The organism is Sanguibacter sp. Z1732, assembly GCF_051020515.1.
In the GTDB taxonomy this organism is placed as follows: Bacteria; Actinomycetota; Actinomycetes; order Actinomycetales; family Beutenbergiaceae; genus CALKWS01.
In genome coordinates this window covers 2,186,232-2,213,170 of record NZ_CP194857.1, presented here as the reverse complement: position 1 = coordinate 2,213,170, position 26,939 = coordinate 2,186,232, and the positions used below count along the sequence as shown (strand labels likewise).

Annotated in this window: 21 protein-coding genes, 1 tRNA gene, 3 pseudogenes and 1 riboswitch; of the genes and pseudogenes, 12 read left to right on the top strand and 13 right to left on the bottom strand. The window is 70.7% G+C overall.

What is annotated here, in order from left to right; all coding sequences use genetic code 11:
- Entirely contained in the window at window positions 1-1,338 is a 1,338-nt protein-coding gene (locus ACRRRO_RS11670) for a Gfo/Idh/MocA family protein (RefSeq protein WP_434080299.1), read from the bottom strand.
- 235 nt (window positions 1,339-1,573) lie between these two features.
- Here ACRRRO_RS11670 and ACRRRO_RS11665 point away from each other — a divergent pair, with 235 nt between their 5' ends.
- Entirely contained in the window at window positions 1,574-2,500 is a 927-nt protein-coding gene (locus ACRRRO_RS11665; RefSeq protein ID WP_424797104.1) for an aldose 1-epimerase family protein, read from the top strand.
- Between the two features lie 74 nt (window positions 2,501-2,574).
- Here ACRRRO_RS11665 and ACRRRO_RS11660 read toward each other — a convergent pair whose 3' ends face one another.
- A complete protein-coding gene (locus tag ACRRRO_RS11660; protein WP_424797105.1) occupies window positions 2,575-3,693 on the bottom strand; it encodes an acetylxylan esterase in 1,119 nt (372 codons plus the stop codon).
- A gap of 166 nt (window positions 3,694-3,859) precedes the next feature.
- Here ACRRRO_RS11660 and ACRRRO_RS11655 point away from each other — a divergent pair, with 166 nt between their 5' ends.
- The 3 genes from ACRRRO_RS11655 to ACRRRO_RS11645 are packed head-to-tail and all read left to right on the top strand — an operon-like array spanning window position 3,860 to window position 6,714.
- Window positions 3,860-5,818, top strand: coding sequence for a DUF2207 domain-containing protein (locus tag ACRRRO_RS11655; protein WP_424797106.1), 1,959 nt, complete (start codon window positions 3,860-3,862; stop codon window positions 5,816-5,818).
- Between the two features lie 24 nt (window positions 5,819-5,842).
- The gene (locus tag ACRRRO_RS11650; protein ID WP_434080298.1) at window positions 5,843-6,013 is read left to right on the top strand and encodes a hypothetical protein; all 171 of its coding nucleotides are present in this window, start codon (window positions 5,843-5,845) and stop codon (window positions 6,011-6,013) included.
- Between the two features lie 5 nt (window positions 6,014-6,018).
- Window positions 6,019-6,714: an SRPBCC family protein gene (locus ACRRRO_RS11645; protein ID WP_424797107.1), complete on the top strand. Its 696-nt coding sequence runs from the start codon at window positions 6,019-6,021 to the stop codon at window positions 6,712-6,714.
- 6 nt (window positions 6,715-6,720) lie between these two features.
- Here the strand turns inward: ACRRRO_RS11645 and ACRRRO_RS11640 are convergent, their stop codons facing one another.
- Window positions 6,721-6,900: a hypothetical protein gene (locus ACRRRO_RS11640; protein WP_424797108.1), complete on the bottom strand. Its 180-nt coding sequence runs from the start codon at window positions 6,898-6,900 to the stop codon at window positions 6,721-6,723.
- 269 nt (window positions 6,901-7,169) lie between these two features.
- A tRNA-Arg gene (locus ACRRRO_RS11635) sits at window positions 7,170-7,242 on the bottom strand.
- Between the two features lie 218 nt (window positions 7,243-7,460).
- Between ACRRRO_RS11635 and ddaH the strand changes: the two genes are divergently transcribed.
- Both ddaH and rocD read left to right on the top strand, forming a co-directional pair.
- Window positions 7,461-8,342 carry a dimethylargininase gene (gene ddaH, locus ACRRRO_RS11630; RefSeq protein ID WP_424797109.1) on the top strand — a complete coding sequence of 294 codons (882 nt, stop codon included), beginning with the start codon at window positions 7,461-7,463 and terminating at the stop codon, window positions 8,340-8,342.
- Between the two features lie 32 nt (window positions 8,343-8,374).
- Window positions 8,375-9,577 (top strand): ornithine--oxo-acid transaminase, encoded by a 1,203-nt coding sequence (gene rocD, locus ACRRRO_RS11625; protein ID WP_424797110.1) that lies wholly within the window; start codon window positions 8,375-8,377, stop codon window positions 9,575-9,577.
- Window positions 9,578-9,806: 229 nt separating this feature from the next.
- Here rocD and ACRRRO_RS11620 read toward each other — a convergent pair whose 3' ends face one another.
- From ACRRRO_RS11620 to ACRRRO_RS11610, 3 genes are all read right to left on the bottom strand, one after another.
- Window positions 9,807-10,754: a universal stress protein gene (locus ACRRRO_RS11620; RefSeq protein WP_424797111.1), complete on the bottom strand. Its 948-nt coding sequence runs from the start codon at window positions 10,752-10,754 to the stop codon at window positions 9,807-9,809.
- 227 nt (window positions 10,755-10,981) lie between these two features.
- Window positions 10,982-11,827 (bottom strand): C40 family peptidase, encoded by an 846-nt coding sequence (locus ACRRRO_RS11615; RefSeq protein WP_424797112.1) that lies wholly within the window; start codon window positions 11,825-11,827, stop codon window positions 10,982-10,984.
- A riboswitch (cyclic di-AMP (ydaO/yuaA leader) is annotated at window positions 11,827-11,996 on the bottom strand. Its footprint overlaps the gene before it by 1 nt.
- A 369-nt stretch (window positions 11,997-12,365) precedes the next feature.
- Window positions 12,366-13,061 carry an iron dependent repressor, metal binding and dimerization domain protein gene (locus tag ACRRRO_RS11610; RefSeq protein WP_434080297.1) on the bottom strand — a complete coding sequence of 232 codons (696 nt, stop codon included), beginning with the start codon at window positions 13,059-13,061 and terminating at the stop codon, window positions 12,366-12,368.
- Window positions 13,062-13,239: 178 nt separating this feature from the next.
- Between ACRRRO_RS11610 and serC the strand changes: the two genes are divergently transcribed.
- A complete protein-coding gene (serC, locus tag ACRRRO_RS11605; protein WP_424797114.1) occupies window positions 13,240-14,352 on the top strand; it encodes a phosphoserine transaminase in 1,113 nt (370 codons plus the stop codon).
- 180 nt (window positions 14,353-14,532) lie between these two features.
- Here serC and ACRRRO_RS11600 read toward each other — a convergent pair whose 3' ends face one another.
- The 4 genes from ACRRRO_RS11600 to ACRRRO_RS11585 all read right to left on the bottom strand — a co-directional run bounded on the left by ACRRRO_RS11600 (window position 14,533) and on the right by ACRRRO_RS11585 (window position 18,483).
- Window positions 14,533-15,864 (bottom strand): MFS transporter, encoded by a 1,332-nt coding sequence (locus ACRRRO_RS11600; protein ID WP_424787368.1) that lies wholly within the window; start codon window positions 15,862-15,864, stop codon window positions 14,533-14,535.
- On the bottom strand, window positions 15,861-16,316 hold the full coding sequence (locus ACRRRO_RS11595) for a MarR family winged helix-turn-helix transcriptional regulator (protein WP_434080296.1): 456 nt from the start codon (window positions 16,314-16,316) through the stop codon (window positions 15,861-15,863). The genes ACRRRO_RS11600 and ACRRRO_RS11595 overlap by 4 nt, the downstream gene beginning before the upstream one ends.
- 323 nt (window positions 16,317-16,639) lie before the next feature.
- Entirely contained in the window at window positions 16,640-17,335 is a 696-nt protein-coding gene (hemQ, locus tag ACRRRO_RS11590; protein ID WP_424797115.1) for a hydrogen peroxide-dependent heme synthase, read from the bottom strand.
- Window positions 17,336-17,382: 47 nt separating this feature from the next.
- The gene (locus ACRRRO_RS11585; protein WP_424797116.1) at window positions 17,383-18,483 is read right to left on the bottom strand and encodes a ferrochelatase; all 1,101 of its coding nucleotides are present in this window, start codon (window positions 18,481-18,483) and stop codon (window positions 17,383-17,385) included.
- Here ACRRRO_RS11585 and ACRRRO_RS11580 point away from each other — a divergent pair.
- The 3 genes and pseudogenes from ACRRRO_RS11580 (at window position 18,482) to ACRRRO_RS11570 (ending at window position 21,903) form a co-directional block, all read left to right on the top strand.
- Window positions 18,482-19,872: pseudogene (locus ACRRRO_RS11580) on the top strand (FecCD family ABC transporter permease). The gene ACRRRO_RS11585 and the pseudogene ACRRRO_RS11580 sit on opposite strands and share 2 nt — an antisense overlap.
- Window positions 19,869-20,755 (top strand): annotated as a pseudogene (locus ACRRRO_RS11575) (ABC transporter ATP-binding protein). Before ACRRRO_RS11580 ends, ACRRRO_RS11575 begins: the two co-directional pseudogenes overlap by 4 nt.
- A gap of 11 nt (window positions 20,756-20,766) precedes the next feature.
- Entirely contained in the window at window positions 20,767-21,903 is a 1,137-nt protein-coding gene (locus ACRRRO_RS11570) for an ABC transporter substrate-binding protein (protein ID WP_424797119.1), read from the top strand.
- 62 nt (window positions 21,904-21,965) lie between these two features.
- On the opposite strand, the gene ACRRRO_RS11565 is transcribed toward ACRRRO_RS11570, so the two are convergent.
- Window positions 21,966-22,841, bottom strand: a complete 876-nt coding sequence (locus ACRRRO_RS11565) for a lysostaphin resistance A-like protein (protein ID WP_424797120.1) — start codon at window positions 22,839-22,841, stop codon at window positions 21,966-21,968.
- 375 nt (window positions 22,842-23,216) lie between these two features.
- Between ACRRRO_RS11565 and ACRRRO_RS11560 the strand changes: the two genes are divergently transcribed.
- Window positions 23,217-23,993, top strand: coding sequence for a FadR/GntR family transcriptional regulator (locus ACRRRO_RS11560; protein ID WP_424787360.1), 777 nt, complete (start codon window positions 23,217-23,219; stop codon window positions 23,991-23,993).
- Window positions 23,994-24,385: 392 nt separating this feature from the next.
- Here the strand turns inward: ACRRRO_RS11560 and ACRRRO_RS11555 are convergent, their stop codons facing one another.
- On the bottom strand, window positions 24,386-25,144 hold the full coding sequence (locus ACRRRO_RS11555) for a DUF429 domain-containing protein (RefSeq protein ID WP_424797121.1): 759 nt from the start codon (window positions 25,142-25,144) through the stop codon (window positions 24,386-24,388).
- A gap of 107 nt (window positions 25,145-25,251) precedes the next feature.
- On the opposite strand from ACRRRO_RS11555, the pseudogene ACRRRO_RS11550 reads away from it, so the two are divergent.
- Window positions 25,252-26,914 (top strand): annotated as a pseudogene (locus ACRRRO_RS11550) (protein adenylyltransferase SelO).
- Window positions 26,915-26,939 lie beyond the last annotated feature (25 nt).

Below are 26,939 nucleotides of genomic sequence, written 5' to 3'. Positions count from 1 at the left end.
TCAGGTCGCGTCGTTGAGGCGCAGGTCGGCGATGTCCACCGGGGCGCCGGTACGCAGGGACTCGTTGCCGGCGATGCCCACCGAGACCGCGTGGATGCCGTCGGTGTAGCCCGCCGGGCGGCCGAGCGGATCCTCCCCCGGGCCGCGGAAGACGTCGGAGAGCAAGATCGCGTCGCCGCCACCGTGCGAACCCTGCCCCATCGGGATCGGGTGCTCGGTGGCACGCTGCCAGTGCTCCTGCACCACCAGGTGCTCCCCCTTGGGTCGCAGCGCGTCACTGTCCTGCGCCTCCCGGGCACTCGGGTCCAGCACGCCCTCGGCGGTCATCGCCACCGAACCGCGCTCAACCACCTCCAACTCGGCCCGGCCCTTGGTGCCGTTGACGGTGACGCGGTAGCCCTCCCAGGGCGCGTGGGCGTTCAGGGAGTAGGTCATCACCGCGCCGCCGGCATAGTCCACCAGCACCGCCACGTTGTCCTCGATGGTGATGCCGGCGTCGAACACATCCCGGTCGCGCAGGTACCCGTCGTGGTGCTCGGCGTCCAGGTAGAGCCGGCGCAGCCGTTCGTCCTCGCGTAGATCCAGCGTCCACGGGTCATTGCCCGGCGCCGGGGTGCCGCGCTCGGGTCGCGGGCTTGGTGCCTGAGCGATGCCGGCGCCCTGGTCGCCGTAGAACTTCAGGCCACCGCGAGCGTAGACACGCACCGGCACGTCGGCCAACCACCAGTTGACCAGATCGAAGTGATGGGAGGACTTGTGCACCAGCAGGCCGCCGGAGGAGTTCTTGTAGCGGTGCCAGCGGCGGAAGTAGTCCGCGCCGTGCATCGTGTCCAGGGCCCACTCGAAGTGCACCGAGGTGACCTGGCCGATGCGGCCGGAGGCGATGACCTCCTTCAGGCTGGAGTTGCGCGGGGAGTAGCGATAGTTGAACGTCATCACCACCGCCTTGCCGCTCTCGGCCACGGCGGTGGTGATGCTGCGGCAGCCGTCGGCGTCGATGGTCAAGGGCTTCTCCACCACGACGTCGGCGCCGGCGCGCAGGGAACGGGAGACCAGGTCGGCATGGGTGTGGTCCGGGGAGGTCACGATCGCCACATCCACGGCTTGCTCGGCGATCATCTGCTCCAACTGGTGGTCCGGTGCGTAGCGCGGCAGCGCCCGGCCACCCGCGGCCTGGACCACCTCGTCGTAGTAGTCGATCCGGCCCGGGTTCACATCGCACCAGGCCACCAACTCCGAGACCGGCGCGTGCTCGCCGAGGATCGCGTTGATGTACATCTGCGAACGGTGTCCGGTGCCGACGACGGCGTAACGGCGGGTACTGGGCTGGTCGGCCATCGAGTTCCTCCTGGAGGCCGGCAGTGAGCACCGGCATTGGTGTCTGCGTAAACGCTTCCACGCATCATGCCAGGTCGATCGTGGCGCTGGCAACGCCCTGCCCGGATCGTGTCGATACGACGGCACCGCCGCCGATGGGGACCCCGTACGACGGCACCGCAGCCGATGGGGACCCCGTACGACGGCACCGTGGGCCCATCGGGCCCCGTGCGCGCGCGGTGAGTATCGTGTGGCCGTGACCATCACCACCAACGAAGCCCCCCTGCCCACCGGCGCCGCCTTCGAACTGCAGCGCGGCGACCAGTACGCCGTGATCACCGAGGTGGGCGCGCACCTGCGCGCCTTCCGGACCGGCGGACGCGACGTCGTCGTCCCCTTCGCCGAGGACGAGTTGCCACCGGCCTACCACGGCGCGGTGCTGGTGCCATGGCCCAACCGCATCCGCGACGGCGCCTACACCTGGGACGGGGTGGACTACCAGCTCGACATCAGCGAACCCGGTCGCAACACCGCCCTGCACGGCCTGGTGAACTGGAAGCGCTGGCGCACCATCGACCACAGCGCGGCCTCCGTCACCCTGATGATCGAACCCCCGGCCACGCCCGGCTACCCCTTCCAGCTGGCCACCACGATCCGCTACGCCCTGGGGCCGGGCGGGCTGGAGATCGAAGTGCGCACCCGCAATATCGGCAGCGCGGCCGCGCCCTACGGGATCGGGTTCCACCCGTGGCTCTCCCCCGGCGAGGGCGGGCTGGATGAGGCCACCTTGCAGTTGGACGCCACCAGGTGGGTCGCCACCGACGACCGGTTGCTGCCCACCGGCACCCAGGAACTGCCGGAGGAGTTCGACTTCCGCGAGCCCCGGAAACTGGGCGGCACGGTGCTCGATGATGCCTTCGTCGGCGCCACCTACGACGCCCAGGACCTGTCCTGGTTGCGTCTGCGCGGGGCCGACGGGCACACCGCGGCGGTGTGGATGGACCGGACCATGGGTTGCTGGCAGATGTGCACCGGGGATGAGCTGCCCGGCCCCGCGCGCCGCACCGGCCTGGCCGCCGAGCCGATGAGCTGTGTCGCCGACGCCTTCCGCACCGGGGATGACCTGGTGCGCCTGGAGCCCGGCGATGACCACTACGTGCGCTGGGGTCTGACGCTGCAGTAACCGGATCGGGCGAGGTCGCCCCGCCCGCTCGCGCATGGCGCCGTCCCGCGCCGTCGGCCGCTACCCAGCGGCCGCTATCCCAGCGCCCGGGTGAAGAACGCCGCGGCGTCGTCCTGCATCTGCGGGGTCATCCGGTGCGGCTCGTCGAACCAGGCGCTGGAGTACTCGACGGCGGCTGGGTCCGCGGCCCGCAGCATCGCATCGGCCGCGTGCATGCCCGCCGGGGAGAACAACGCGTCCTGGGTGGCGAACTGCACGTGCATCGACTGGCGGGTGGGGGCGTGCGTGGGGATCAGCGGCCACTCCGAGTAACGCAGGATGCCCGGGGAGTACATCAACCAGGAGTGGGCGTCGATGTGCGCGGGCAGCAGCGAGTCGAACGTGAACATCATCCCGGCCACCAGGTGCGCCCGGATCCGGGGGCTGAGCGAGGCGAGCAGCATCGCCCGGCCACCGCCCCCGGACAGCCCCATGGTGCCGATCCGATCGACGTCGACCATCGGCAGGGAGGCCAGCACGGTCAGTGCGGCCAGGTCGTCGTGGGCCACCATCCCGGCGAAGGTGGTGCCCAGCATCAGCGCGACTTTGGCCACGGTGTGCTCGTGGTCGGCAGCGAGGGTGTTGTAGATCCGCTCCGGGGTGGCCTCCTCGCCCTGCTCGCGCCACAGCGCCATCTGTCCCTGCAGGTGGAAATCGGCCCGGGCCGGTCGCGGATCGAGGGTGAAGGCGCGGCTGCCCCACACGAACGCGTCGTGGGCCAGCACGGCGAAACCCTGCCCGGCCAGGTGGTTCGCCACCGCCTGACCGCCGTACATCTGTGCTCGCAGCGCCAGGGACTCCGGGGTGTCCTGCTCCCCCAGGTCCACCAGCCGTTCGGCGCCGACCCACTTGTTGCCCGAGTGGCAGTGCATCAGCAGGATCGCCGGCAGCGGGCCATCGGCACCCTCGGGTGTGCACAGGTAGGCCGCGGTGGCCGGGCCGTACCCCAGTTGCCAGGACAGGCGCAGGGTACGCACCCCCTCGGCGCTGGTCGCCGCGCCGTGGGTGACCTGGAGCTGCGTGGGTGCGGCCGGGGGCGCGAGCACCTCGGCGAGCCCGCCGGTGGGTGCCTCGCCTCCCGCGGCGCCGCCGGCGAGCACATAGTCCGCCCAGTCCTCATAACCCGCAATCGCGTTCGGGCGCTGCTGGCTCATTCCTTGCTCCACTTCGACGTCGACCCCGGGGCACCGAGAATTGCTGCGGACGCCACGATCCTACGGAGGGGCAGGCAACAACCGACGACGACGCATCTCGCCATGGGCACTCCTGCCCACCCGGGATGGTGGTCGGGCGGGCCCGCGGGCCAATACGGTGGCACGGATGACTGTGCTGAGATCCGCTCTGCTCGCTGTGGCCGTCGCCGTCCTGACCGTCGCCGGGGTGAGCGCTACGGCCGCACCGACGCAGGCCGACGCCCGTGACGACGTCGTCCGGGCCTTGGATGTGGAGATCACGATCGACGCCGGGGGGCTGGTCCACGTCACCGAGACGTATGAGTGGGACTTCGGCGACCGTGACGGTCTGGGGCTGCGACGGGAACTCGCCCAACGGTTCGCCTGGCCGCACGATCCCGACCTGATGCGCCTGTACCGCTACGACCAGTTCGACGTCCACAGCCCTTCCGGGGCCCCGGCGGAGCACTGGATCAGCGAGCGCGGGGCCTACCTGAGGGTGGACATCGGAGCCCCGGACGGCTCCGACGACACCCGCACCGGGGTGCAGACCTACGAACTCGGGTACACCATCGCCGGCGCCCTGAACGCGATCCGCGACGACGACGAGGTACCCGACCAGGACGAGTTCTTCTGGAACGTCACCGGTGATGAGTGGGAGGTCCGCTTCGACCAGGTCACCACCACGGTGACCGGGCCGGTGGACATCACCGATCACCGCTGCTGGGAGGGCCCGTCCGGTTCGGACCAGCCGTGCGCCGCCGAGGCCGCGGGCAGCACCGCCACGTTCGCCACCGGGACGCTCCGGCCCGGGCAGCAGCAGACGGTCGCGGTGGCGTTTCCGGCCGGCACCTTCGACGACATCGAGCCGATCCTGGTCCCGGCCGAGGGGGACGTGGTGGGCTTGACCGCCGGCCAGGAACGCATCGCGCAGGTGACCGACCCGATCGTGAACACCCTGACCACGTACTGGCCGGTGCCGGTGGGGGCGGTCGTCCTGGCCTATGCGTTGCTCCTGGTGCGCCGGTACCGCCAGGGCCGCGATGACCACTTCGTCGGGATTCCCCCGGGCACCTTCCCGCCGCCGCACGCCCGCGAGACCCACCCGGTGGCGCAGTTGCAGCGCAATCCACCTGAGACGGTCCGGTTCCAGCCCCCCGAGGGTCTGGCCCCGGCGGTGGCCAGCCGGCTCGAGCACAAGGTCAGCGACGCGCACGCGCTGGCTGCCACCATCGTGGATCTGGCCGTGCGGGGGTTCCTGACCATCCGGGAGGCGAAGACCGACCGGCGCGGCCGGGCCAAGGACTGGGACGTGACCCTGGCGCCCGATGCGGCGCAGCGGCGCTCCGAGTTGGCCGAGTTCGAGGACCGGGTCCTGATCGACCTGTTCGCCACGCAGCCGACGGTGCGGTTGAGCAAGGAACGTTCCCGGCTGACCAAACTCACCACCACACTGCGCACCCGGGTGGCCGAGCAGATCGACGCCCAGGGGCTGTTCACCCGGCCGGTGTCGGCGTCGGCACGGCGGAAGAGCGGACCGACCCGCCGGGGCCGGTCGTTGGTCTGGCAGATCGCCGCGGCCGTGGTGCTGCTCGGAACTGCCTTCGTCGGCACCAGCGCCGACGTGCTGCCGCCCTCAGCGGTGCGTCTGACGGTCATGCTGCTGATCGTGTTGGGACTGTGGCTCGTGCTGCGCGCGATCACGTTCGTCACCTCGTTCCGGCGCAGCGCCACCGGCCGGGCCTTGTATGAGCAGTTGCGCGGGTTCAAGATGTACCTGTCTGCCGCCGAGGCCAACCAGATCCGCTTCGAGGAGGGCATCGACGTGTTCTCCCGGTACCTGCCCTACGCGATCGTGTTCGGGGTGGCCGAGCGGTGGGCGAAGATCTTCGAGGAGCTCCAGGCTCAGGGCCGCGCGCACGTGAACACCGGTTGGTACGTCGGCTTCCATCCCGGAGCGGTGCCCAGCGTGGCTTCGATCGCCTCGTCGATGAACTCCTTCGTCGGCGCTGCCTCGCCCACCTCCGGTTCCAGCGGGGGTTCGGGGTTCGGCGGTGGGGGCGGCGCCGGTGGCGGCGGCGGTGGCGGCGGTGGGGGCGGGCGCTGATCCTGCTGGGAGCGGGGGCTGCGGGTGGTGGTGCTGGGCGCGGTGGGCTGCGTGCCGATGGTGCTGGGCGCGCTGGGCTGCGTGCCGGTGGTGCTGGGCGCGCTCAGCGCCCGGGCGCGGCTGCGGTTGACACCGCCCAGGACCTTCGCACCTGTCCGGGCGGCGGTTCCGGTGCCACGATGGTGGGTGAGGTGATGTTCATGTCCACCCGACGCGCCATCCTGGGGCTGGCGGCCGCCCCGTTCGTCTCGCTCGCGGTAACGACCGCCGCCGTGATGATCGCCGGCGCGCACCGCCGCCTCGGCCTCACCCCGCAGGAGGCGGCAGCCCCACTGCCGGGGGATTACCTGCTGCCGGATGCCACCGTGCAGAACGACCGGGCCATTCTGATCAACGCCGCCCCAGCACGCATCTGGCCCTGGCTCGCCCAGATCGGGCAGGACAAGGCAGGGTTCTACTCCTTCGAGACCCTGGAGAACCTGGCGGGGTGCCAGATCGCCGGCGCCACCCGGATCCACCCCGAGTGGCAGGACGTCCAGGCCGGCGACACCCTGGCCCTGCACCCTCGGGTCCAGTTGCGTATCGCAGCGGTCGATCCCGGGGTGCTGCTGGCTGCCACCAACGCCGGCACCCCGGTGCTCGCGGACACCGGCATGGGTTACACCTGGACTCTTCACCTCGTTCCGCTGAACGATCCGGACTCGGACCGCCCGCTCACCCGCCTGCATGTGCGGGAACGCTACGCCCCACGAACCCGCCTACAGCGGGCACCGGTGGAGGCGACCAGCCTGATCTCGGCCTTGATGACCTGGCGGATGCTGAACCGGATCGCCGGCCTGGTGGAAGGGAGCATCACGCCGGCGACTGAACCGGACCGGCCCGCTCGACGGCGGTGACGGCGGTCAGGGGGTCGGGCGGCCACCGCTCTTGCGACCGGCGCTACGGCGCAGTGCGGCGATGATCACCGTGCCGAGGAACAGCACGATCCCGATCAGGCCCAGCCAGATCAGGCCCTCCAGCGCGAACCCCACGATCGAGACCAGCACCCACAGGACGAGCAGGACCACAACGAGAACCTTCATGTCTCCAGCCTAGGGTCTCTGCTCGGCGCCCGCTGGAGATCGCGGGCCCCGGTCACACGTCCAGCCTGCACGCCCGGGGTGCGGGTCACCTCCTGCAGGCAGAGGAGATCAGCCGCACACGACTTGATCCACGGCGTCAACTCGGGAAAGCGGGTTCCGCCCCTGGCGTTCAACGAGACGATGCGCATCGCCCAAGGGCTAGTGCTGACCGGCGCGCCGGCGCTGAGCGCGCCCCACCGCCAGTGCCCCGCACCGGCGCCCAACTCCAGCGCCCCCGGCGCGATTCGAACGCGCGACCTACCGCTTAGGAGGCGGTTGCTCTATCCCCTGAGCTACGGGGGCGGGGGCGAGCAGCACCGGGCCGGAGCGAACCCGGGCCCACACTTCTCGCGCACCGATCGTAGGGCACACACCAGCCCCGCCGGTAATCCAGCCACCCCCACACAACGCGCGGGTTTCTGTGACAATCACATGTGTGGCCCACCACCCAGGGGCCGCACCCGCGATCCGGCACCGGGCCCACCAGGCCAGGGCTTGGACCACGAACCGAAGGAGCATCGATGCCCGCTCACTATCTGATGTGCCCACCCACGCACTTCACGGTCTCCTACGAGATCAACCCCTGGATGAACGCCAAGGTCTCCACCGACGTCGACCGCGCGATGAGCCAGTGGGACACGCTGCGCCGCACCTATGCGGACCTGGGGCACACCGTCGACGTGATCGACCCGCTGCCGCAGTACCCGGACATGGTCTACGCCGCCAACGGTGCCACCGTGATCGGCGGCATCGCCTACTCCGCCAGGTTCCGGCACAACGAGCGCGCCGGCGAAGCCCCGGCGTACCTGGACTGGTTGGGCCGGGCCGGGTTCACTCCCGTCGAGGCCGCCGAGACCAACGAGGGCGAGGGGGACCTGCTGTGCACCAACGGGTACATCCTGGCCGGGACCGGTTTTCGCACCTCCGCCGCCGCGCACTCCGAAGCCCAGGAGGTCTTCGGCCGCCCGGTGATCTCGCTGCAACTGGTGGACCCGCGCTTTTACCACCTCGACACCGCACTGACCATCCTGCGCGATGACCTGATCGCCTACTACCCGCCCGCCTTCTCCCCCGGCTCCCAGCGGGTGCTGCAGCGCATGTTCCCCGAGGCGATCGTGGCCGGCGACGCCGACGCCCAGGCCCTGGGCCTGAACGCCGTCAGCGACGGTACCCACGTGGTGCACGCACCGGGAGCGACAAACCTGGCCGCGCAGGCCCGCGAGCGCGGATTGGAGCCGATCGCGGTGGACACCTCCGAACTGCTCAAGGGCGGTGGCGGCGCCAAGTGCTGCACCCTGATCCTGCGGAGTTCAACCAAGGCCGACGACGACGCAGCCGCGAGCGCACTACCCGCCCTGGGCGCCCTGCGCCCGGGTGAGGCCGACGACGGCGCAGCCCAGTGATTCCCGCGAGTCACCGACGAGGAGGTCGCACGATGACGAACAACCCCCACACCACGAACGCACCCGGACCGCTGGCGCCGAACTATCACCCGCTGGAGGTGGAGCTGGCCACCGCCGAGGGCGCGATGGTCACCGACACCAGCGGCCGGGAGTACCTGGACTGCCTGGCCGGGTACTCGGCGCTGAACTTCGGTCACCGCCACCCGCACCTGGTCCGGGCCGCCAAGGACCAGTTGGACCGGCTCACCCTGACCTCCAGGGCGGTGAGCCATGAGCATCTGGAGCGGTTCGCCGGCGCGGTCACGGAGTTGACCGGCACCGAGATGCTGCTCCCGATGAACACCGGCGCCGAGGCGGTGGAGACCGCGATCAAGACCGCCCGCAAGTGGGGGTATGAGGTCAAGGGCGTGCCGGCCGACCGGGCCGAGATCATCGTGGCCGACGGCGCCTTCCACGGCCGCACCACCACGATCATCTCCGCCTCCACCGACCCGGCTGCCCGGGAAGGATTCGGTCCCTACACCCCGGGCTTCGTCGTCGTGCCCTACGGTGACGCCGCCTCGGTGCGCGCGGCGATCACGCCGGACACCGTGGCCGTGCTGCTGGAGCCGGTCCAGGGCGAGAACGGGGTGATGATCCCGCCGGAGGGCTACCTGGAGCAGGTGCGCGCGGCTTGCGATGAGACGAACACACTGCTGGTGCTCGATGAGATCCAGTCCGGCCTCGGCCGCACCGGGGCCACCCTCACCCAGGAGCTGTTCGGCGTGCGCGCGGACCTGACCACGCTGGGCAAGGCCCTCGGTGGTGGAATCGTGCCGGTCTCTGCGGTGGTGGGCCGGGCCGATGTGCTCGGTGTGATGACCGCCGGTACGCACGGGTCCACCTTCGGCGGCAACCCGTTGGCGTGTGCGGTGGGGATCGCGGTGACGGAACTGCTGGCCACGGGTGAGTTCCAGGCCCGGGCGCGCGACCTCGGTCCGAGGCTGGAGGGCCCGGCCAAGGATCTGGTTGCCGACGGGCTGGCCACCGACGCCCGGGTGATCGGCTTGTGGATGGGCCTGGACGTGGTGTCTCTGTCCGGGCGTGAGGTCAGTGAGCGGCTGGCCGCCGAGGGCATCCTGGCCAAGGAGACCCACGACAACACCATCCGCTTCGCCCCGCCGCTGACGGTGACCGAGTCGGACCTGGACCGCCTCATGGACACCCTGGGCCGGGTGCTGCGCAGCGCCCGGTAGCCCCCCCGCCGCCGTCGCCACCCCAACGCCACCGCCGTCGCCACCCCGCCTCCGCCGCCGCCATAGCCGCCGCCGCCGAGGGCGAGCCTCCCAGCCGAAGGCGAGTCCCCCAAGGCTCGCCCTCGACGCTCACGCTCGCCCTCGCCGCCGCAGGGACGGGTTGGGGGTGGGGTGGGGGTGGGGGTGCCGCGGGGGCCGGGTGGGCGCCGTGGGGTGGCGGGCTGGCGGCTTAGTGCCGGCGCCGCTTCCAGTTGAAGGCGTGGTCCTCGGGATCGTCGGTGCTGCTGGTGGGCACCACCATGACCGGGCAACGGGAGTGATGCAGCACGGTCTGGGACGTGGAGCCCAGCAGCATCCCGGTGAAGCCGCCGCGGCCGCGCGAGCCGACCACCACCAGGTCCACCGCGGTGGAGAACTCCGACAGCAGCGCCGCTCCGGTGCCATCCAGGGCGTGCCGGCGCACCTGCACCGAACGACCCTGACTGGCCCGGTCCACCGTGACGTCCAGGCCGGTCTTGACGTCGGCCAGCAGGGTCTCCCGGTCCACCCCGGAGGGCAGCCAGCCCAGCAGGCCGGCGCCGGCGCCCATCGGCACACCGACCACGGCGGTCAGTTCCGCCTCCCACCGTTCGGCCTCGTCGATGGCCACGTTCAGGGCGAGTTTGGCCGAGTCCGACCCGTCCACGCCCACCACGATCCGGCGCACCGGCAACGGCAGACCGGCGTCCTCGTCGTCCTCGCCCTCCCGGTGCGGCACCACCACGGTGGGGCAGTGGGAGTGGGCCGGTAGCGCCGAGGAGACGGTGCCCAGGATCCGTTCGGCGAATCCGGACCGGCCCCGGGTGCCGACGACGGCGAGGCGCACCTGGGCGGACAGGTCCACCAACACTCCGGCCGCGTCGCCGGTCTCCAGGGCGCTGGTCACCTGCACACCCACGCCCTCACAGCGGGTGAGGGCCTCGTCCAGGACCGCTTGCGCGCCGTCGCGGATGGCGGTGTCGTCCAGGGTGGCATACCCGCCGTCGATGGTTCCGGCGGCGAAGGTGGGCAGCGCGTAGGCACACACCAGGTGCAGGTTCCAACCCGACTTTCCGGCGTGGGCCAACGCCCAGTCCAGTGCGTTCAGGCTGGCGGCTGATCCGTCGACTCCGACGAGGATCGTGGGTTCGCGTTCCATACCGGTCTACCCCCGTTTTTTGGGCTGATCTTGACCATTGTGCTACAAGCCTGACGGTTGCGGGGCATGTCGCCGGAAAATCTTATAGCTGTCTCATCGGAGCTGTTCATCGGTGCCTGTGCCAGCACCTCTCCGCACGGGCACGCAGGTACACGACGCACCGGTGCGCACAGCACAACGGCCCGCCCCGATGCGGGACGAGCCGTTGTGAGTGGTGCGTGTGCCGGTCAGCCCATCACACGGATGAACGTGGGGCTCGAGTTCCAGATCGGGCCCTCGTGCAGGGGTGAACTGGGGTTGCGAGCCGCGATGTGCTGGCCGTTGCCGGTGTAGATGCCCACGTGTCCGGGCCACCAGACCAGGTCGCCGGGCCGCGCCTCAGAAGCCGAGACCACACGGCCGGCGTTGCGCTGGGCCGAGGACGACCGGGGCAGGGAGACACCGAACTGGGCGTACACGTAGGCGGTGAAGCCGGAGCAGTCGAACCCGGCCGGAGTGCTACCGCCGTACACGTACGGGGTGCCCGTGTACCGGCGGGCCAGGTTCACCACGGCAGAGCCGGAACCGGACGCGGGTGCGGCGCTCTGCGTGGATTCGCTCGCGGGCTCCTCGGCCTGCTGCTCCTCCGCCTGCTGCGTCTCCTCCTGAGCCGGAGCGGCGGTGCGGTTGCCGGTGCGGGCCGCCGGGGCGGTGGCCGCGGTGGGCCGCTGCGTGGTCGCCGCCGGCGGGGGCGGTGGGGGCGGAGGTGGTGGCGGGGCCTCGGAACTCACCACGGCCGCGGTGAAGGACCAGTCGGTGTCGGCGTCGACCGAGATGGTCGGCGAGGTGCTGACGGAGTCGCGGTCACCATCGAGCACCACGTTGGCCAGCGAACCGAGGCCGGAAGCGGAGTTGGACACCTGGGGGGCAGCGGCCGCGGTGGAGGCGCCCATGGTCAGCGCCAGTCCGGAGGAAGCAACTACGGCCAGTGCACGACGACCGGTGGTGCCGGCCACTGTGGTGCCGAAAGCGGTCAGGGGGGTGGAGGGCCGGCACGCTGCGCGGTGGCGGGCTCCGGTTGTGCGTTGAGTCAAAATCTTCTCCACGCGCCTACGGGGTGAGCTGTCGGGTTCGGGTTGGAGATTCACCCGGTCTTACCTGGCGAACCAGGTGGGACTTCACCCCTAGGTGCTCGCGCACCAAAGGTTGGGTCCCCCGTCCCTGTCAATTGCGTCTGTCGGGACCTGCTGGCGGTGACAGGGTTCGGCGCCGCCTGCGGGTACTCATCGATGGAGGGGACGACGAGCACGGCTGACGTTACCCGACGCACCCGGCAAAAGTCACATTCCGGTCACAATTGGTTCTGTGAAATGGTTCACAGGATCTGCCCCTGGCGCCTACGTCCCAGAAAATGGTGGAATTCCGAGGCAACGGCGCGATCGACGAGACGCTGTGTCATCGCCACAATGTGGACTGCGCCACATGCAGGACGCCGCTCTCGTGACCCGCCCAGCGAGCGCGCGGGCTGCGGCTGTGCTAGATCCACGGCACCGAGCACCTGCCGGCGGGCCCTCCGGCGCCCCGTCCCGAACGCACGCGGGCGTCACACGGACACCCGCTACGGGCACCGGATCACCCCGGCTCGGCGGCGCTGACGAACAGGTGCCCCACGGTGTCCTCGGTGAGCTCCAGACTCTGTCCGTTCACGGTCAGGTCTACCGCTGCGCCGTCGGTCTGGGCGCGGAAGCCCACCCCGGGCACCAACCCGACGCGCTCGAACTCGGTCAGCAGCTCCACATCCACCTGCAGCGGCTCCCCGATCCGCACCAGCGTGTAGTGGGCCGGATCGGCGGTGATAGCGGTGCTCAGGGACGTACCGGGCAGTTCGGCGACACCGGCGGCGACGGGCTGCCCGATCTCGGCGGGGCCGGGGATGGTGTTGCCGTAGGGATCCTCCCGCGGGCGCTCGAGCAGTTCGAGCAACTGCTGCTCCACCCGCTCGCTCATCACGTGCTCCCACCGGCAGGCCTCTTCGTGCACGTAGGGCCAGTCGAGTTTGATCACATCGGTCAGCAGCCGTTCGGCCAGGCGGTGCTTGCGCATCACCTGGGTGGCCCGCCGCAGGCCCTCATCGGTCAGTTCCAGGTGCCGGTCACCGGAGACCACCATCAGGCCGTCCCGTTCCATGCGCGCCACCGTCTGGGACACGGTGGGCCCGGAGTGACCCAGACGCTCCGCGATCCGGGCGCGCAGGGGCACCACGCCGTCCTCGATCAGTTCGAACACGGTCTTGAGATACATCTCCGTGGTGTCGATCAGGTCGCTCACGTGCCTGCCCCTTGGTGGTCGCCGCATTCCTCCCGTCAGCCTAGTGCCCGGCGTCCGGCTCCGGACCGGGTGCGCCGCACCTCCTGCGCGCCCTGCCGGCAACTCTCCCGCCCAGGGCCGGCCGGCCGCGCGCCGCAGCGCTCCTGGCGAGGCCGGCGGACCTGCGATGATCGTGCCCATGAACGATCCCGCGATCGCCATCCCGGCCTCGATCCGTCCCGCGGACGGCCGGTTCGGCTCCGGTCCCGCGCGCATCAGGCCGGAGCAGAGCCAGGCGCTGGCCGCCCTGGGCACCACGCTGCTGGGCACCTCCCACCGTCAGCCCCCGGTGCGCTCCCTGGTCGGCCGCGTCCGGGAGGGTCTCGCTGCCCTGTTCAACCTCCCCGAGGGGTACGAGGTGGCCCTGGGCAACGGTGGCGCCTCGATGTTCTGGGACGCGGCCACCTTCGGATTGATCCGCACCCGCTCCCAGCACGTCCGGGCCGGGGAGTTCGGCGCCAAGTTCGCCGCCGCCGCGAGCGGCGCACCGTTCCTGGCCGACCCGCAGATCCTCACCGCCGAACCCGGCAGCACCCGCTCCCCCGAGGCCGCTGCGGGGATCGATGCCTACTGCTGGGTCCACAACGAGACCTCCACCGGCACCCTCACCCCGGTCAGAAGGGTCGACGACGACGGTGCCCTGATGCTCGTCGACGGCACCTCGGCCGCGGGTGGGGTGGAGGTGGACGTGAGCCAGACCGACGCCTACTACTTCGCCCCACAGAAGGCCCTGGGCTCCGACGGCGGCCTGTGGCTGGCCCTGTTGTCCCCGGCCGCGATCGAGCGGGTCGAGGAACTGGGTCAGCGCTGGGCGCCGGCGTCGTTGTCCCTTCCCGCGGCGCTGGCCAACTCCCGGCAGGACCAGACCGTGAACACCCCGGCGATCGCCACCCTGGTGCTGTTGGCCGAGCAGGTCGACTGGTTGAACGACCAGGGCGGCCTGGACTTCGCCGCGGCGCGCACCGCGCAGTCCTCCCAGCTGCTGTACCAGTGGACCACCGAGCGTGACTTCGCCACCCCCTTCGTGGCCGACCCGGCACACCGCTCGCCGGTGGTGGTCACGATCGACTTCGAGGAGAGCATCGATGCCGCGGTGCTGGCGAGGGTGCTGCGCAACAACGGCATCGTCGACACCGAGCCCTATCGCAAACTCGGGCGCAACCAGTTGCGGATCGGCACCTACCCCTCGGTGACCCCCGAGGATGCCGCAGCGCTGACCGCCTGCCTGGATTACGTCGTCGAGCGTCTGTAGTCGCTTCGGTCCAGTGCGCCTCTTCGCTGACGTACGTGGGCGCCGGCCGCGCGCTCGGGAAAGTGGTGGTCCAGGTCCGCTGACCCGGCGCTCCCGCAGGAGCGCCAGGAGGCTGAGGGCGGTGCTGGTCAGCCGGCCGGGCAGGCGACGCTGGGCAGGCGGTGCTGGTCAGCCCCCCGGTCAGGCGGCGCTGCCGGCGTTCACGCCCTCCTGGGTCCTGAGTTCCTCGCGGGCCCGCGCGGCGTCGAGTTGCTCGTGGCGGTTCTGCACCAGCAGGTGCGGACGCTGCCGGAGGCGGTAACGCACCCGCACGTCCTCCCGCTTCACGGTCCACAGAGCGGCGATCCCCGCCACCAGGATGGCGGCGATCGCACCGATGCCGATCGCCCAGCGGGCGCCCCAGTTCTCCGCGATCCAGCCCACCACCGGCCCGCCGATCGGGTTCCCGGCGAAGAAGACCACCAGGTACAGGCTCATCACCCGGCCGCGCACGTTGGGGTCGGTGGTGATCTGGATGGCGGCGTTGGCCGAGGTCAGCATGGTCAGGGAGAAGTAGCCCACCGGGATCGCGCTGAGGGCGAAGAGCTCGTAGGTGGGCATCAGCGCCATCGCCCCGGAACTGATCCCGAACCCGAAGGCCGCGCCCAGCACCAGGCGCAGCCGCGGGCGCTGGCGCCGGGCGGCCATCAACGCACCGGCCAGGGATCCGATCGCCAGGATCGACCCGAGCACCCCGTACTCCCCCGCACCCATGCCGAACTCGTCGTGGGCCATCACCGCCGAGGTCATCTGGAACTTCAGGCCCAGACCACCGATCACGAACACCACGATCATGATCGTGATGATGTCGCTGCGCCCGCGCACGTAGCGCAGGCCCTCGCGCAGTTGCCCCTTGGCTCGTACGGGACGGTCGCGGCGCTGCAGCAACTCGGACTTCATCGCCAGCATCGCCCCGATGGTGGCGGCGAAGGTGAGCGCGTTGAGCATGAACACCCAGCCGGTGCCCACCACCGCGATCAGCAGGCCGGCGACGCCGGGGCCCACCAGGCGGGCGGCGTTGAAGGAGGCGGAGTTCAGCGCCACCGCGTTGGCCAGGGAGGACGTGGGCACGATGTCGGAGACGAACACCTGCCGGGCCGGGGCGTCGAAGGCGCTGAGCACACCCAGGGCCAGTGCGAAGAAGTACACGTGCCACACCTGGGCGGTACCCAGCAGCACCAGGGCGCCCAGGGCCAGGGCGAGCACGCCCATTGCGGCCTGGGTCATCATCAGCATCTTGCGCCGGTCCACCCGGTCGGCGATCAGCCCGGCGAAGGGGCTGATGAACACAATCGGGAGGAACTGCAGGCCGGTGACGATTCCAACGTGGATCGCCGAACCTTCGGGCAGCACGGCAAGGACCAGCCAGTCCTGGGCCACCCGCTGCATCCAGGTGCCCACGTTGGCGACCAGGGCGCCGATGAACCAGATTCGGTAGTTGTACAGACGGAGTGAGGCGAATATCGAGCTCACTGGTTGTAGAGCCTCCTGAGGATCTTCTCTGCCTCGGTGAGCGTTGCGCGCTCGGCGGGGGTCAAGGTTGCGAGTCGTTTGGACAGCCACTGATCGCGGCGGCGCCTGGTCTCTTTGACCAGTTCGGTACCGGCGTCGGTGGGCGTGATGAGCACTTGGCGGCGGTCCTCGGGATGGGTGGTGCGCTCCACCAGGCCGGCATCGACCAGACACTGCACGGTGCGCGTCATCGACGGTGGTCGCACGTGCTCACGTTCAGCGAGCTCTCCCCGGGTCATCGCACCCAGTGCCACCACCGTGGCGAGCACGGCGTGCTGACCCTCGGGGATCGACATGGACCGCTGGGCCCGCAGACTGCGGGTGAGTTTCAGCAGCGTCATGCGCAGCCGCGTCGGGAACCCGACGTCGGCCACCCTCGGGCCGGGGTGCTTGGGGGCAGGAGAAATGCTCACTGCGGAGATACTACATCGTTAGTTTCGCTAAGTAAAGGTCTTGACCTTAGTTTTGCGAAATAAACGCGCTCTTTAGGCGCCAGTGCGGAAACCATGAAAAGCGACTGGGTTTCCGGTGGTGCCCGCGTCTGCGGGTCACATCCGGCCGGCGGCCGGAGGCCGGAGGCCGACGACGACGCAGCCCACCATGGGTGCAAGCGATCACCGACGACGCAGCCCACCATGGGTGCAAGCAGCGCTCACAGGCGATCGATGACCGCATCCCGCCATGGGCCACAGGCGGCGGGCACGGTACCGGGTGAGCGCCCCGCGGCCCCGACTGGTCAGGCGCGCGGCAGCCGGTCGACGATCTCGGCCAGTTCCCGGCGCGGGCCGGTGAAGAAGGGCACTTCCTCGCGCACGTGCCGGCGGGCCTCGGTGGCCCGCAACTCACGCATCAGGTCCACGATCCGGCCCAGGTCGTCGGCCTCGAACCCGAGCAACCACTCGTAGTCCCCCAGGGCGAAGGCGGAGATGGTGTTGGCCCGTACGTCGCCGTAATCGCGGGCGGCCATGCCGTGGTCACGCAGCATGGTGCTGCGCTCGGCCTCGGGCAGCAGGTACCAGTCGTAACTGCGCACGAACGGGTACACGCACAGGTACCCGCGCGGCGCCTCCCCGGAGAGGAACGCCGGCACGTGGGCGCGGTTGAACTCCGCCGGCCGGTGCGTGCCGATCTGGGACCACACCGGCTCCAGCATGGCTCCGAGCGCACTCGCACGGAGCCGTTGGTAGGCCTCCTGGACGACCTCGACGTCCTCGGCCCACCACCACACCATCAGGTCGGCATCGGCCCGGTACCCGGCCACGTCGTACCAGCCCCGCACCTGCAGCCCGTCGATGAGGTCCAGCGCGGCCAGGGCGTTGCGCACCACCAGGGCGCGGTCCTCGTCGTCGGCCGGGACCGCTTCGGTGACGCGGAACACCGAGTACATCGCGTAGGAGGTGGCGGCGTTGATCGCCTCTGGGGTGGTGCTCATGTTGCTCCTTCAGTACGAGATCGGGGGTGCTGTCGGGGCGGTGGCACTCAGTCGGCGGTGCCCGCCAATACCGGGATACCGGTGACCTCGCCGTGGCGCATCCGGCAACTGCCGGGTGGGGCCTCATCGGGGAAGGCGGCCATCTCGCCGCGCACCACCACATCGGGGTCCTCCCCGCGCTCGCGCCCGGCGCGCTCCAGGACCAGGTCCACCAGCCCGGACACGAACGCCGGGTGGATGCCCGCGGTGGTGGCGCAGGCAGCCTGCAGGCCCAGTTCGGCAGCGGTCTCCAGCGCCTCGGTCTGCAGGTCCCAGGCCACCTCCATGTGGTCGGAGATGAACCCGATCGGGGCGATCACCACCCGCTGCGTGCCCGCGCCAGCCAACTCGGCCAGGTGGTCGTTGATGTCCGGTTCCAACCACGGCGTGTGCGGGCTGCCAGACCGCGAGCAGTACGACAGCGACGACGACACCTCCATCCCCGCTGCGCGCAGGTCCGCATCGATCACCGCCCGCACGTCCTCATGCTGCTGGCGGTAACCCGGGCCGGTGACCTCCGAGGCCTGCTGCATGGTGGTGGGGATCGAGTGGGTGACGTAGGCGATGTGCACGCCGGCATCGGCCTCTGGCACCTGGCCCACGGCGTCGGTGATCGCGTGGACGTTGGCGGCGATGAAGCCGGGGTCGTTGAAGAAGGGCCGCAGCACGTCGATGACCAACCCCTCCCCCTCGACGCCCAGGTCCGCCACCGCCGCGGCCAGGTGCTCGCGGTACTGGCGCGACCCGGAGTAGGAGGCATACGCGCTGGTCACCAGCACCAGGATCCGCCTGGCACCGAAGGCCACCGCATCGCGCAGGGTGTCGGTGGTGTAGGGGTGCCAGTTCCGGTTTCCCCACAGCACCGGAAGTTCCACGCCGCGGGCCCGCAGCTCGGCCGCCAGCGCCGCCCGCAGGGCCAGGTTCTGCTCGTTGATCGGGCTCTTGCCCCCGAAGGCGAAGTAGTGCTCCCCCACCTCGGCCAGCCGCTCCTCCGGCACCCCCTTGCCCCGCACCACGTTGCGCAGGAACGGCAGCACATCCTGCTCGGCGTTGGGGCCCCCGAAGGAACACAGCAGCAGGGCGTCATAGGGAGCGGCGGCGTGGGTCATGGGTGTCGCGGTCCTTGTCGAGGTGGTCGTCGGTGGCGGGGCGGTGGTCGGTGATCGGGGAGTCCGTCGGTGGCGGGGCGGTGTCGGTGTTGGGGTGGTGGTCGGTGGCGGGGCGGTAGCCGGTGATCGGGCAGTGGTCGGTGGCGGGGCGGTGTCGGCAGTCGGGGCGGGTGCCGGTGTGGACCTGGCACCCGATCCGGCCGCGCCAACCGGCGCAACGAACCGGCCGCGCGCCGGCTCCGAAGCCGGTGTGGCGAGGCCCACCGTAACATCAGATGAACTACTTGATCTGATGAAGTGGATGTGTCAGGTTGAACCCTCGATGACCGATCTCGCCAGCCCGCCACGGCCGACGACGCAGCCCCCCGAGCACGTCGCCGCACCTGCGCCCAGGGTCGCCCGCCGGGCGTTGTGGTTGGCCGTGGGCGCCACCCTGGCCCTGTTCCTTGCCGCCGGGATCAGCGTGAGCCTGGGCACCCTGCGCCTGGACCCGGTGGCCGCTGTTCGCGCGGTGTTCAGCCCCGATGACTCCCAGGTGGCCACCGTGGTGTGGGCGATCCGGCTGCCCCGGATCGTGGTGGCGATGCTGGTGGGTGCGGCCCTGGCCGGGGTGGGCGTGGTGATGCAGGCGGTGTTCCGGAACCCGTTGGCCGACCCGGGCGTCACCGGAGTCTCCTCCGGCGCCGCCGTGGGCGCCGTGGCCGGGATCACAGCCGGGCTGGCCGGGTCGCTGCAGTGGGGTGTACCGATCGCGGCGTTCACCGGGGCCCTGGTGGTGGCCCTGCTGCTGCAGGCGGTGCTGCACACCAACCGTGGCGCCTCCACCTACACCCTGATCCTGGTGGGGGTTTCCATCAACGCCTTCGCCGGGGCGCTGATCTCGATCCTGGTGGCCAACGCCCACGACGACGCCCTGGCCCGCGGCGCCGTGTTCTGGCTGGCCGGCGACCTGGAACTACGCACCTGGAACCACGCCGCCATCGCGGTGATCCCGATCGCGCTCGGCCTGGGCCTGCTGCTCACCCGCACCCGGGCCCTGGACGCGTTGCTACTCGGCGACGACGTCACCTCCACCTCCGGGTACAACGTGCACCGCACCCGACTGGTGCTGCTGCTGATCGCCTCCCTGGTGACCGGTGCGGCGGTGGCGGTATCGGCGTGATCAGTTTCGTCGGGCTGGTGGTCCCGCACGCGGTGCGGCTGGTGATCGGGGCCAAGCACGCCCTGCTGCTGCCGATCTCGATCGTGGGTGGGGCGCTGTTCCTGGTGCTGGCCGACACCGCCGCCCGGGCAGCCTCGGTGACCCTCGTGATCCAGACCGGAGCGGTGGCCGCCCTCATCGGCGCGCCGGTGTTCCTGGCGCTGTTGCTATCCAGGCGGCACACATGAGCGCCGGGCACACCGCGAGCGCGCACGCCACCCACGCCAGCGCCACCGAGGCCCGCGCCACGCACCCCCCGGCCGCCGCGCACGATCTGGTCCTGTCCGGCCTGGTCGCCCACCGCGACCGGCCCCTGTTCGATCCGATCGATGCCACGGTGACCCCGGGCACCCTGCTCGGGCTCGTCGGGCCCAACGGGGCGGGCAAGTCCAGCCTGCTCTCCGCCGTCGTCGGGCACGGGGTGAGCACCTCCGGAGGGGTGCGCTACGGCGAGCGGACCTGCACTCACTGCGCCCGCGCCGCCTGGCCGAGGTGCTCAGTTACATGACGCAGGACTCCTACGCCCCGAACGAACTGCGGGTGCGCGACGTGGTCGGTGTCGGGGCCCGGGCCAGCGAGCGGTCCGGCGGCACCGAGGAGCGCATCATGGCCGCGCTGGACCGTGTCGGCGTGGCCGAGTTGGCCCCGCGTCGCTACGCCCGCCTGTCCGGTGGGGAGCGCCAGCTTGTGCAGGTGGCTCGGATCCTGGCCCAGGACGCGCCGGTGATGCTGCTCGATGAGCCGACGGCGGCCCTGGACCTGGGTCACCAACTCACCGTGATGCACGCCCTGCATGAGCGCGCCGGCGCCGGGCACATCGTGATCGTCACCATGCACGACCTCACCCAAGCGCTGCGCTGGGCAGACCGGGTGGCGGTCATCGCCGAGGGCCGGGCCACCTTCGGCGCCCCCGCTGAGGTCATCACCCCCGGGCTGATCCGGGATGTGTACGGGGTGACCGCCGAGGTGTTCGACTCCCCCAGCGGCGCCCCGACGCTCAGCCTGGTGCGCCCCACCTGTCCCACTGCCAGTACCTTCACCCGCCGCCACCCCGAGGTGGCCCGTCCCTGAAAGGGGTGCCGATGCGTCCGACGTCGCCTGGTGCCGCCCTGCCGCCCACCCGATCCGCTGGTGCCGCCCCGCCGCCCACCCGGTCCGGCCGGGGGCTCCTGCGCCTGCTGTTCCTCCCACTGGCCGCGCTGCTGCTGATGTTGGGCGCGTGCTCCTCGGGAGTGCCCGCGGACGAGCCGGACGGGGCAACCGAGGACGCCACCGAGCAGTCCGGCGGCGAGCAGTCCGGGGAGACCGGAACCGCCGACGACGACGCCTCCGCGCAGGACGAGGGCACCCAGGAGCAGGGTTTCCCCCGCACCGTGGACGTGCCGGCCGGCGACGACCGCCCCGCCACCGAGGTGACGATCCCCGCCGAACCGCAGCGGGTGACCGCGCTGACCTATGAGACCGCCGCCCTGGTGGCCGAGCTCGGCGCGGGTGAGAACCTGGTGATGGCCCCGGCCGAAGCGGCCAACCCGGTGCTGTCCAACCAACCGGACGTGATGGCGGACGTGGAGCACCACATCGCCTCCGAGTCCGCCGTGGACGCCGAGGCCGTGATCGCCTCGGACCCGGATCTGGTGGTCTTCAACGACCGGCACGGCATGGAAGAAGGGGTGGGCCGGGTGCTCACTGAGGCCGGTTTCCCGGTGCTGGTGCTGCCGAACACGTTCTCCTCGGTGAGCGAGATGCTCACCAACATCGATCTGGTGGGCACCGCGCTGGGGATGGAGCAGGAGGCGGCGGACCTGGCGACCACCCTGTCGGACGGGCTGGTGGATGCCTCCGACGAGGACGGACCGAGTGTGTTGGTGCTGAGCAACCAGGCCGGTCGCCCGTTCGTGACCGCCGGGGGTGCCTTCCCGTTGGAGGTGGTGCGCCTGGCCGGTGGCCGGGACGCCAGCGCCGACCTGGGCATGGTCCGCAGCGGCCCGATCTCGGCCGAGCAGGTGCTGGCGGCCGATCCGGACCGGATCCTGCTGGTGGACATGAACGGCTCCGGTGAGACGATCTTCGCCGACTTGCTGAACAACCCGGCGGTGGCCGCGCTGCCGGCGGTGGCCGAGCATGAGCCCTTCCTCGTGGAGGGCAAGTACGTCCAGGCCCTCGGGTTCACCAGCACGGTGGAAGGCCGCGATCAGATCGCAACGTGGTTGGATCAGTAGCCGACGGACCACCGTGGCGCTGCGTCGGTCGTTGGGGGGTCAGCCGGCGACCAGAAGCCACCTCAGGTCAGCAGCGAGCCGGCGCCCACCCCGGCGTGGATCGCGATCTCCGGCGCGCAGTGGGCCAGGTAGGCCAGCCACACCGACCCGGTCCGTGCCCGCACCCACCCCATGATCAGGCCCAGCAGGCCGGTCAGGATGATCTGATCCGGCGCGAACACCAGCCCTTCGGTGGTGAGCAGCAACCCGTGGCCGAGGCCGAAACTCAGCGTGGTCAGCACCAGGCCCCACCCCACCTTGGCGCCGAAGAATCGCCACGGCGTGCCCAGGGCGCGGTCCAGCAGGGCGATGAGCACGCCACGCCAGAGCAGTTCCTCCACGAGGTTGGCGTGAGCCAGGTCGAACAGCAGCCGCTCGGTGGAGTGGAAGCCGTCGAACGTGCTGTCCCCGGAGGCCACCGTCAGGGTGACCAGGAGCGCCTGGATCGTGAAGACCACGGCGATCACCACCAGGGCCGGGCGCAACGACCCCTGCACGGGTGCGCGCACGCCGACGTCCGCGCGCGCCCATCGGCCGAGCATGACCAGCAGGATGGTCAGCCAGATCAACTCGAACGTCTTGCCCTGCCAGTTCCAGTCCAGGTCGGCAAAGAAGCCGATTCCGGGCAGGGCGTGCACCGTGAAGCTGAGGAGCAGGAACGCCGCGGCCACCACGACCGGCCGGCCGGAACCGGGGCGGCGCCGGGCAGCCAGCAGCACTATCGGCGCCAGTACCAGGCACTGCAATACGAACGAGGCCGCCCCCGCACCGACCTCGGTGATGGTGCGTACCGGACCGGCGACGACGGCCACCACCGCCACCATGACCGCCACGGTGCCGAGCACCGGCAGCACCCAGCGGGTGGTGTCCGCTGGGGAGGGCGGGCGCTCCGTCGGCATGGGCGGACGCTCGCCCGGGGAGGGCGACCGGGACGACGACGGCGGACCGGTGGAGATGTGGGCGTGCGGGTCGATCAGGCTCTCCTTATCAAGGGGGTGGGCAGGGAGATGACACGCGTGCGCACGGGCGGTGCCCGGCCGGCGCAGTGCCTGTGGAGGGTTGTTCCTGTCCCACGGGCTCGAGCCGCGCAGCCGACACGCTAGTAAGCACCCCGGCGTGCGCGGCAGTGTCAGACGTCATGAGTCAGCGGAACTGGCCTCGGCCCTTGCCGCTCCAGACCACCGCCCTGCAGGAGCCGGAATACGGCTGAGGACGCCACCGGTGCTCGGTGCAGCGGGCCACGCCTGCACCGGCAGCCTTCCTATACTCCTGTGATGGCCACCACAAGCGGTACCGAGCGGGCCCGCACCACGCTCGCCTATCTGCGCCGCCAGATCACCACCGGTGCCTGGGCGGTGGGCGAGCGCATCCCGATCGAACCCGAACTCACCGAGATCCTGGGCGTGGGGCGCTCCACCGTGCGTGAGGCGGTGCGATCCCTGGCCAGTATCGGGATGCTGGAGACCCTGCCCGGGCGTGGCACGTTCGTGCGCTCGGCGACGCCCACCTCCAGCGTGCTCTCGGAGTTCCTCACCGCCTACACGTTGGAGGAACTGCTCTCCTACCGTCGTGCCCTGGAGGTCGAGGCCGCCCAGCAAGCCGCGTTGCATCGCAGCGACGAGGACGTCGAGGCCCTGGAGGCCGCGGCAGCCGCGACCCTGCGGCCCGGGCAGTGCCCGGTGATGACACCGCAGCCCGATGCGGACCTGGCCGCCCGGTTCCACTACCTGCTGTTCGACGCCGCCAAGAACCGCCTGCTCGCCTCCCTGTATGCCGGGATCACCGAGAAACTCGCCGAACCCGCCAACGCCGAGCGGCTCACCCACGCCAGCGATGTGCTGTCCATGCACAAGGAGCACGAACGCATCGTGGATGCCGTGCGCCGCGGCGACTTCATCGACGCCGTGCACGCGATGGCCGATCACATGGACAACGACCTGGTGATCCTCACCCCCGACGATGAGATCATCCCGCCGCTGCGCCGCTCACCCGACGATCAGGTGCGGGTCGAGGCCGCCCGCGCCGAGTCGGCCGAGCGCAGCACAGGCTGAGAGGTTCGCCCCGGCCCGCCTGCTCGCCGGCACTGCGCCGGTCATATCCCTACCCGCGCGGCGTGGTCTGGGCGGCTTCAGGTCTGTCTGTCCCGTGGCTCCCGGGTGGACCGCGGGTCGGCGCCCCGGGTGGACCGCGGGTCAGCGCCCCGGGTGGACCGCGGGTCAGCGCCTTCACGGTGCCGTTGCCGCAAGACCTTGCGCGCGATCAATGCGACGGCGGCAATGGTGGCGGTGATCAGAAGGATCACGATCACCGTGGTCACCAGGTCATAGGTGGCAAAACCGGACTCGATAGTTCAGAACTCCGCATCGGTCGGGTGAACCCGGAGTGACGCGTTCACGCTGGCTGCGACGTACACCTCGAGCATGCCATCGCGCATCCTGGATGACTACCCCCGCCCCGACCGTGGCACTCGCGGGGTGTGTGGATGGGTAGGCCGTGGCGGGGCGATGATGTAGCCGGCCGCGGCGTCGCCGTAGACCTGCAGGGCGCCGGGGCGGTGGTGCCACAGCCAGGCCAGGTGGGCGCACAGGATCGCATCGATCTCGTCCTCGATGCGGTTCAGGTCGATCTGTCGCTTCGCCCGGTCGGCCGCGAGGCGGATCTGCTGCCACCGCGGGTTGCCGACCAGGGCCAACTCGGCCAGGGTCTCCATCCGGTCCAGCACGGCCAGCATGCCGATGCGCCGCGATGGCACCGGGCCCTTCTTGTACTTCAGCGTGCGCCCCAGCTCGAACAGCCCCACCATCGCCGCGTGCGGGTAGACCTCGATCGCCACCGGTGTCGCAACGTCGCCCCGGTGCGCGGGATCGGTGTGCCAGCCGTGGCGGCCCGCCAGCACCGCGGCCCGTGGCGGGTTGAAGTGCGCCCGCCCGAGGTTGCTGGTGTGGCAACTGGCCTCATACGCCCCGTAGGACTGTCCGATGAGGCGTTCGCACTGGCGCATCCCGGTGGGGTTGGTGACGATCAGCGGTGCGTCGATCGCCACGCTCACCACACCGGCCCCGAGCCCGGTCAGCCAGTCATCGATGTGCTCATCGGTGACCATGCTGGTCGAGGACACCAGCGCTCCGCCCTGGTCCACCGCGGCAAGCCCGGTGCGGGCGCGGGTGGACCAGGCCAGGTCGATCCCGATGTGCATGCTCATGCCCGGCCACACTATTCCCCGGGTTGGCACGGTCCGGGGCTTCTCCCGCACCGGGGCCTCGAGGGTCTGCCCGAGCATCGGCGCCGGGGGCGGCGTATCGTCGAAACATGACCACCACCGCCCCACCGAGCAACCTGCTGCACGGCACCTTTGCCCGTGAGTTGCCGGAATTGGCTGTGCCGTGGCAGGCCGAGAAGGCCCCCGAGCCCCGGCTGGTCGCGCTGAACGACACCCTCGCCGGTGAACTGGGTCTGGACCCGGAGTATTTGCGCAGCCCGGCCGGCCTGCGGTTCCTGCTCGGCAACGAGGTGCCCGAGGGCGCCACCCCGGTTGCCCAGGTCTACGCCGGCCACCAGTTCGGAACCTATGTGCCGCGGCTGGGTGATGGCCGGGCCCTGCTCCTGGGGGAGGTCACCGACAGCCACGGCGACTTGCGTGACCTGCACCTGAAGGGCTCGGGGCCCACCCCGTTCGCCCGCGGCGGGGACGGGCTGGCCGCGATCGGCCCGATGCTGCGGGAGTTCCTCATCAGCGAGGCGCTGCACGCTCTCGGGGTGCCGACCACCCGGTCGTTGTCGGTGGTGGCCACCGGCAAGGCGGTGATGCGTGAGCGTCCGCTGCCCGGTGCGGTCCTGGCCCGGGTGGCGGACAGTCATCTGCGGGTGGGCACGTTCGCCTACGCCCGCTCCACCGGTGATGAGGATCTGCTGCGCCGTCTGGCCGATCACGCCATCACCCGGCACCACCCGCAGGCGCGCGAGGCTGAGAACCCCTACTTGGCCCTGTTCGAGGCGGTGTTGGCCGCGCAGGCCGAGTTGGTCGCGAAGTGGATGCTGATCGGGTTCGTGCACGGGGTGATGAACACCGACAACACCACCATCTCCGGGCAGAGCATCGACTACGGTCCGTGCGCGTTCATGGACGCCTTCGACCCGGGCACCGTGTTCAGCTCCATCGACGCCCTGGGTCGCTACGCCTACGGCCGCCAACCCACAGATCGCGCAGTGGAACCTGGCCCGGTTCGCCGAGACGCTGCTGCCGCTGATCAGTGCGGACCAGGAGCAGGCCGTCGAGTCGGCCACCGCGGCGCTGAACACCTTCCCGGCGGTTTACTCCGCCGCCTGGACGCGCGGCATGCGCGCCAAACTCGGACTGGAGTCATTCACGCCCGACGACGACGCAACCGACCTGATCAGCGACCTCACCTCGCTCCTGGGTGCTTGGGGTGTGGACTACACCTCCTTCTTCCGCCACCTGACCACAGCGGCCGGCGGGGACGCGGGCCCGGTGCGGGCGCTGTTCGAGGGTGCGGGTGGGGATGACGTTCCGGCGCCGACACTGTTCGGCGACGCCGATAGTGACCAGGTTCCGGCACCGACGCTGTTCGGCGACGTCGATAGTGACCAGGTTCCGGCACCGACGCTGTCCGGCAGTGCCGGTGGCGATGGGGTTCCGGCCCCGGCATCGCTCGACGGTAACGGAGGCGACGCGGCGTCATCGACCGAGCGGCCTGCCTTCGAGCCGTGGCTGCAACGCTGGCTCTCCTATCGCCCGGACGCGAGCGTGATGGCCCAGGTGAACCCCATCTACATCCCGCGCAACCACCTGGTCGAGGAGGCCCTCGCCGCTGCCGGCACCGCGGACCTGGGCCCCTTCGAGGAATTGCTGGACGTGATCACCCAGCCCTTCACCGAGCGCCCGGGACTGGAGCGCTACACCGAGCCCGCCCCGGCCGAGGCCGCCCCGTTCGTGACCTACTGCGGAACCTGACTTCCCAGGTCACGTACCCATCCGG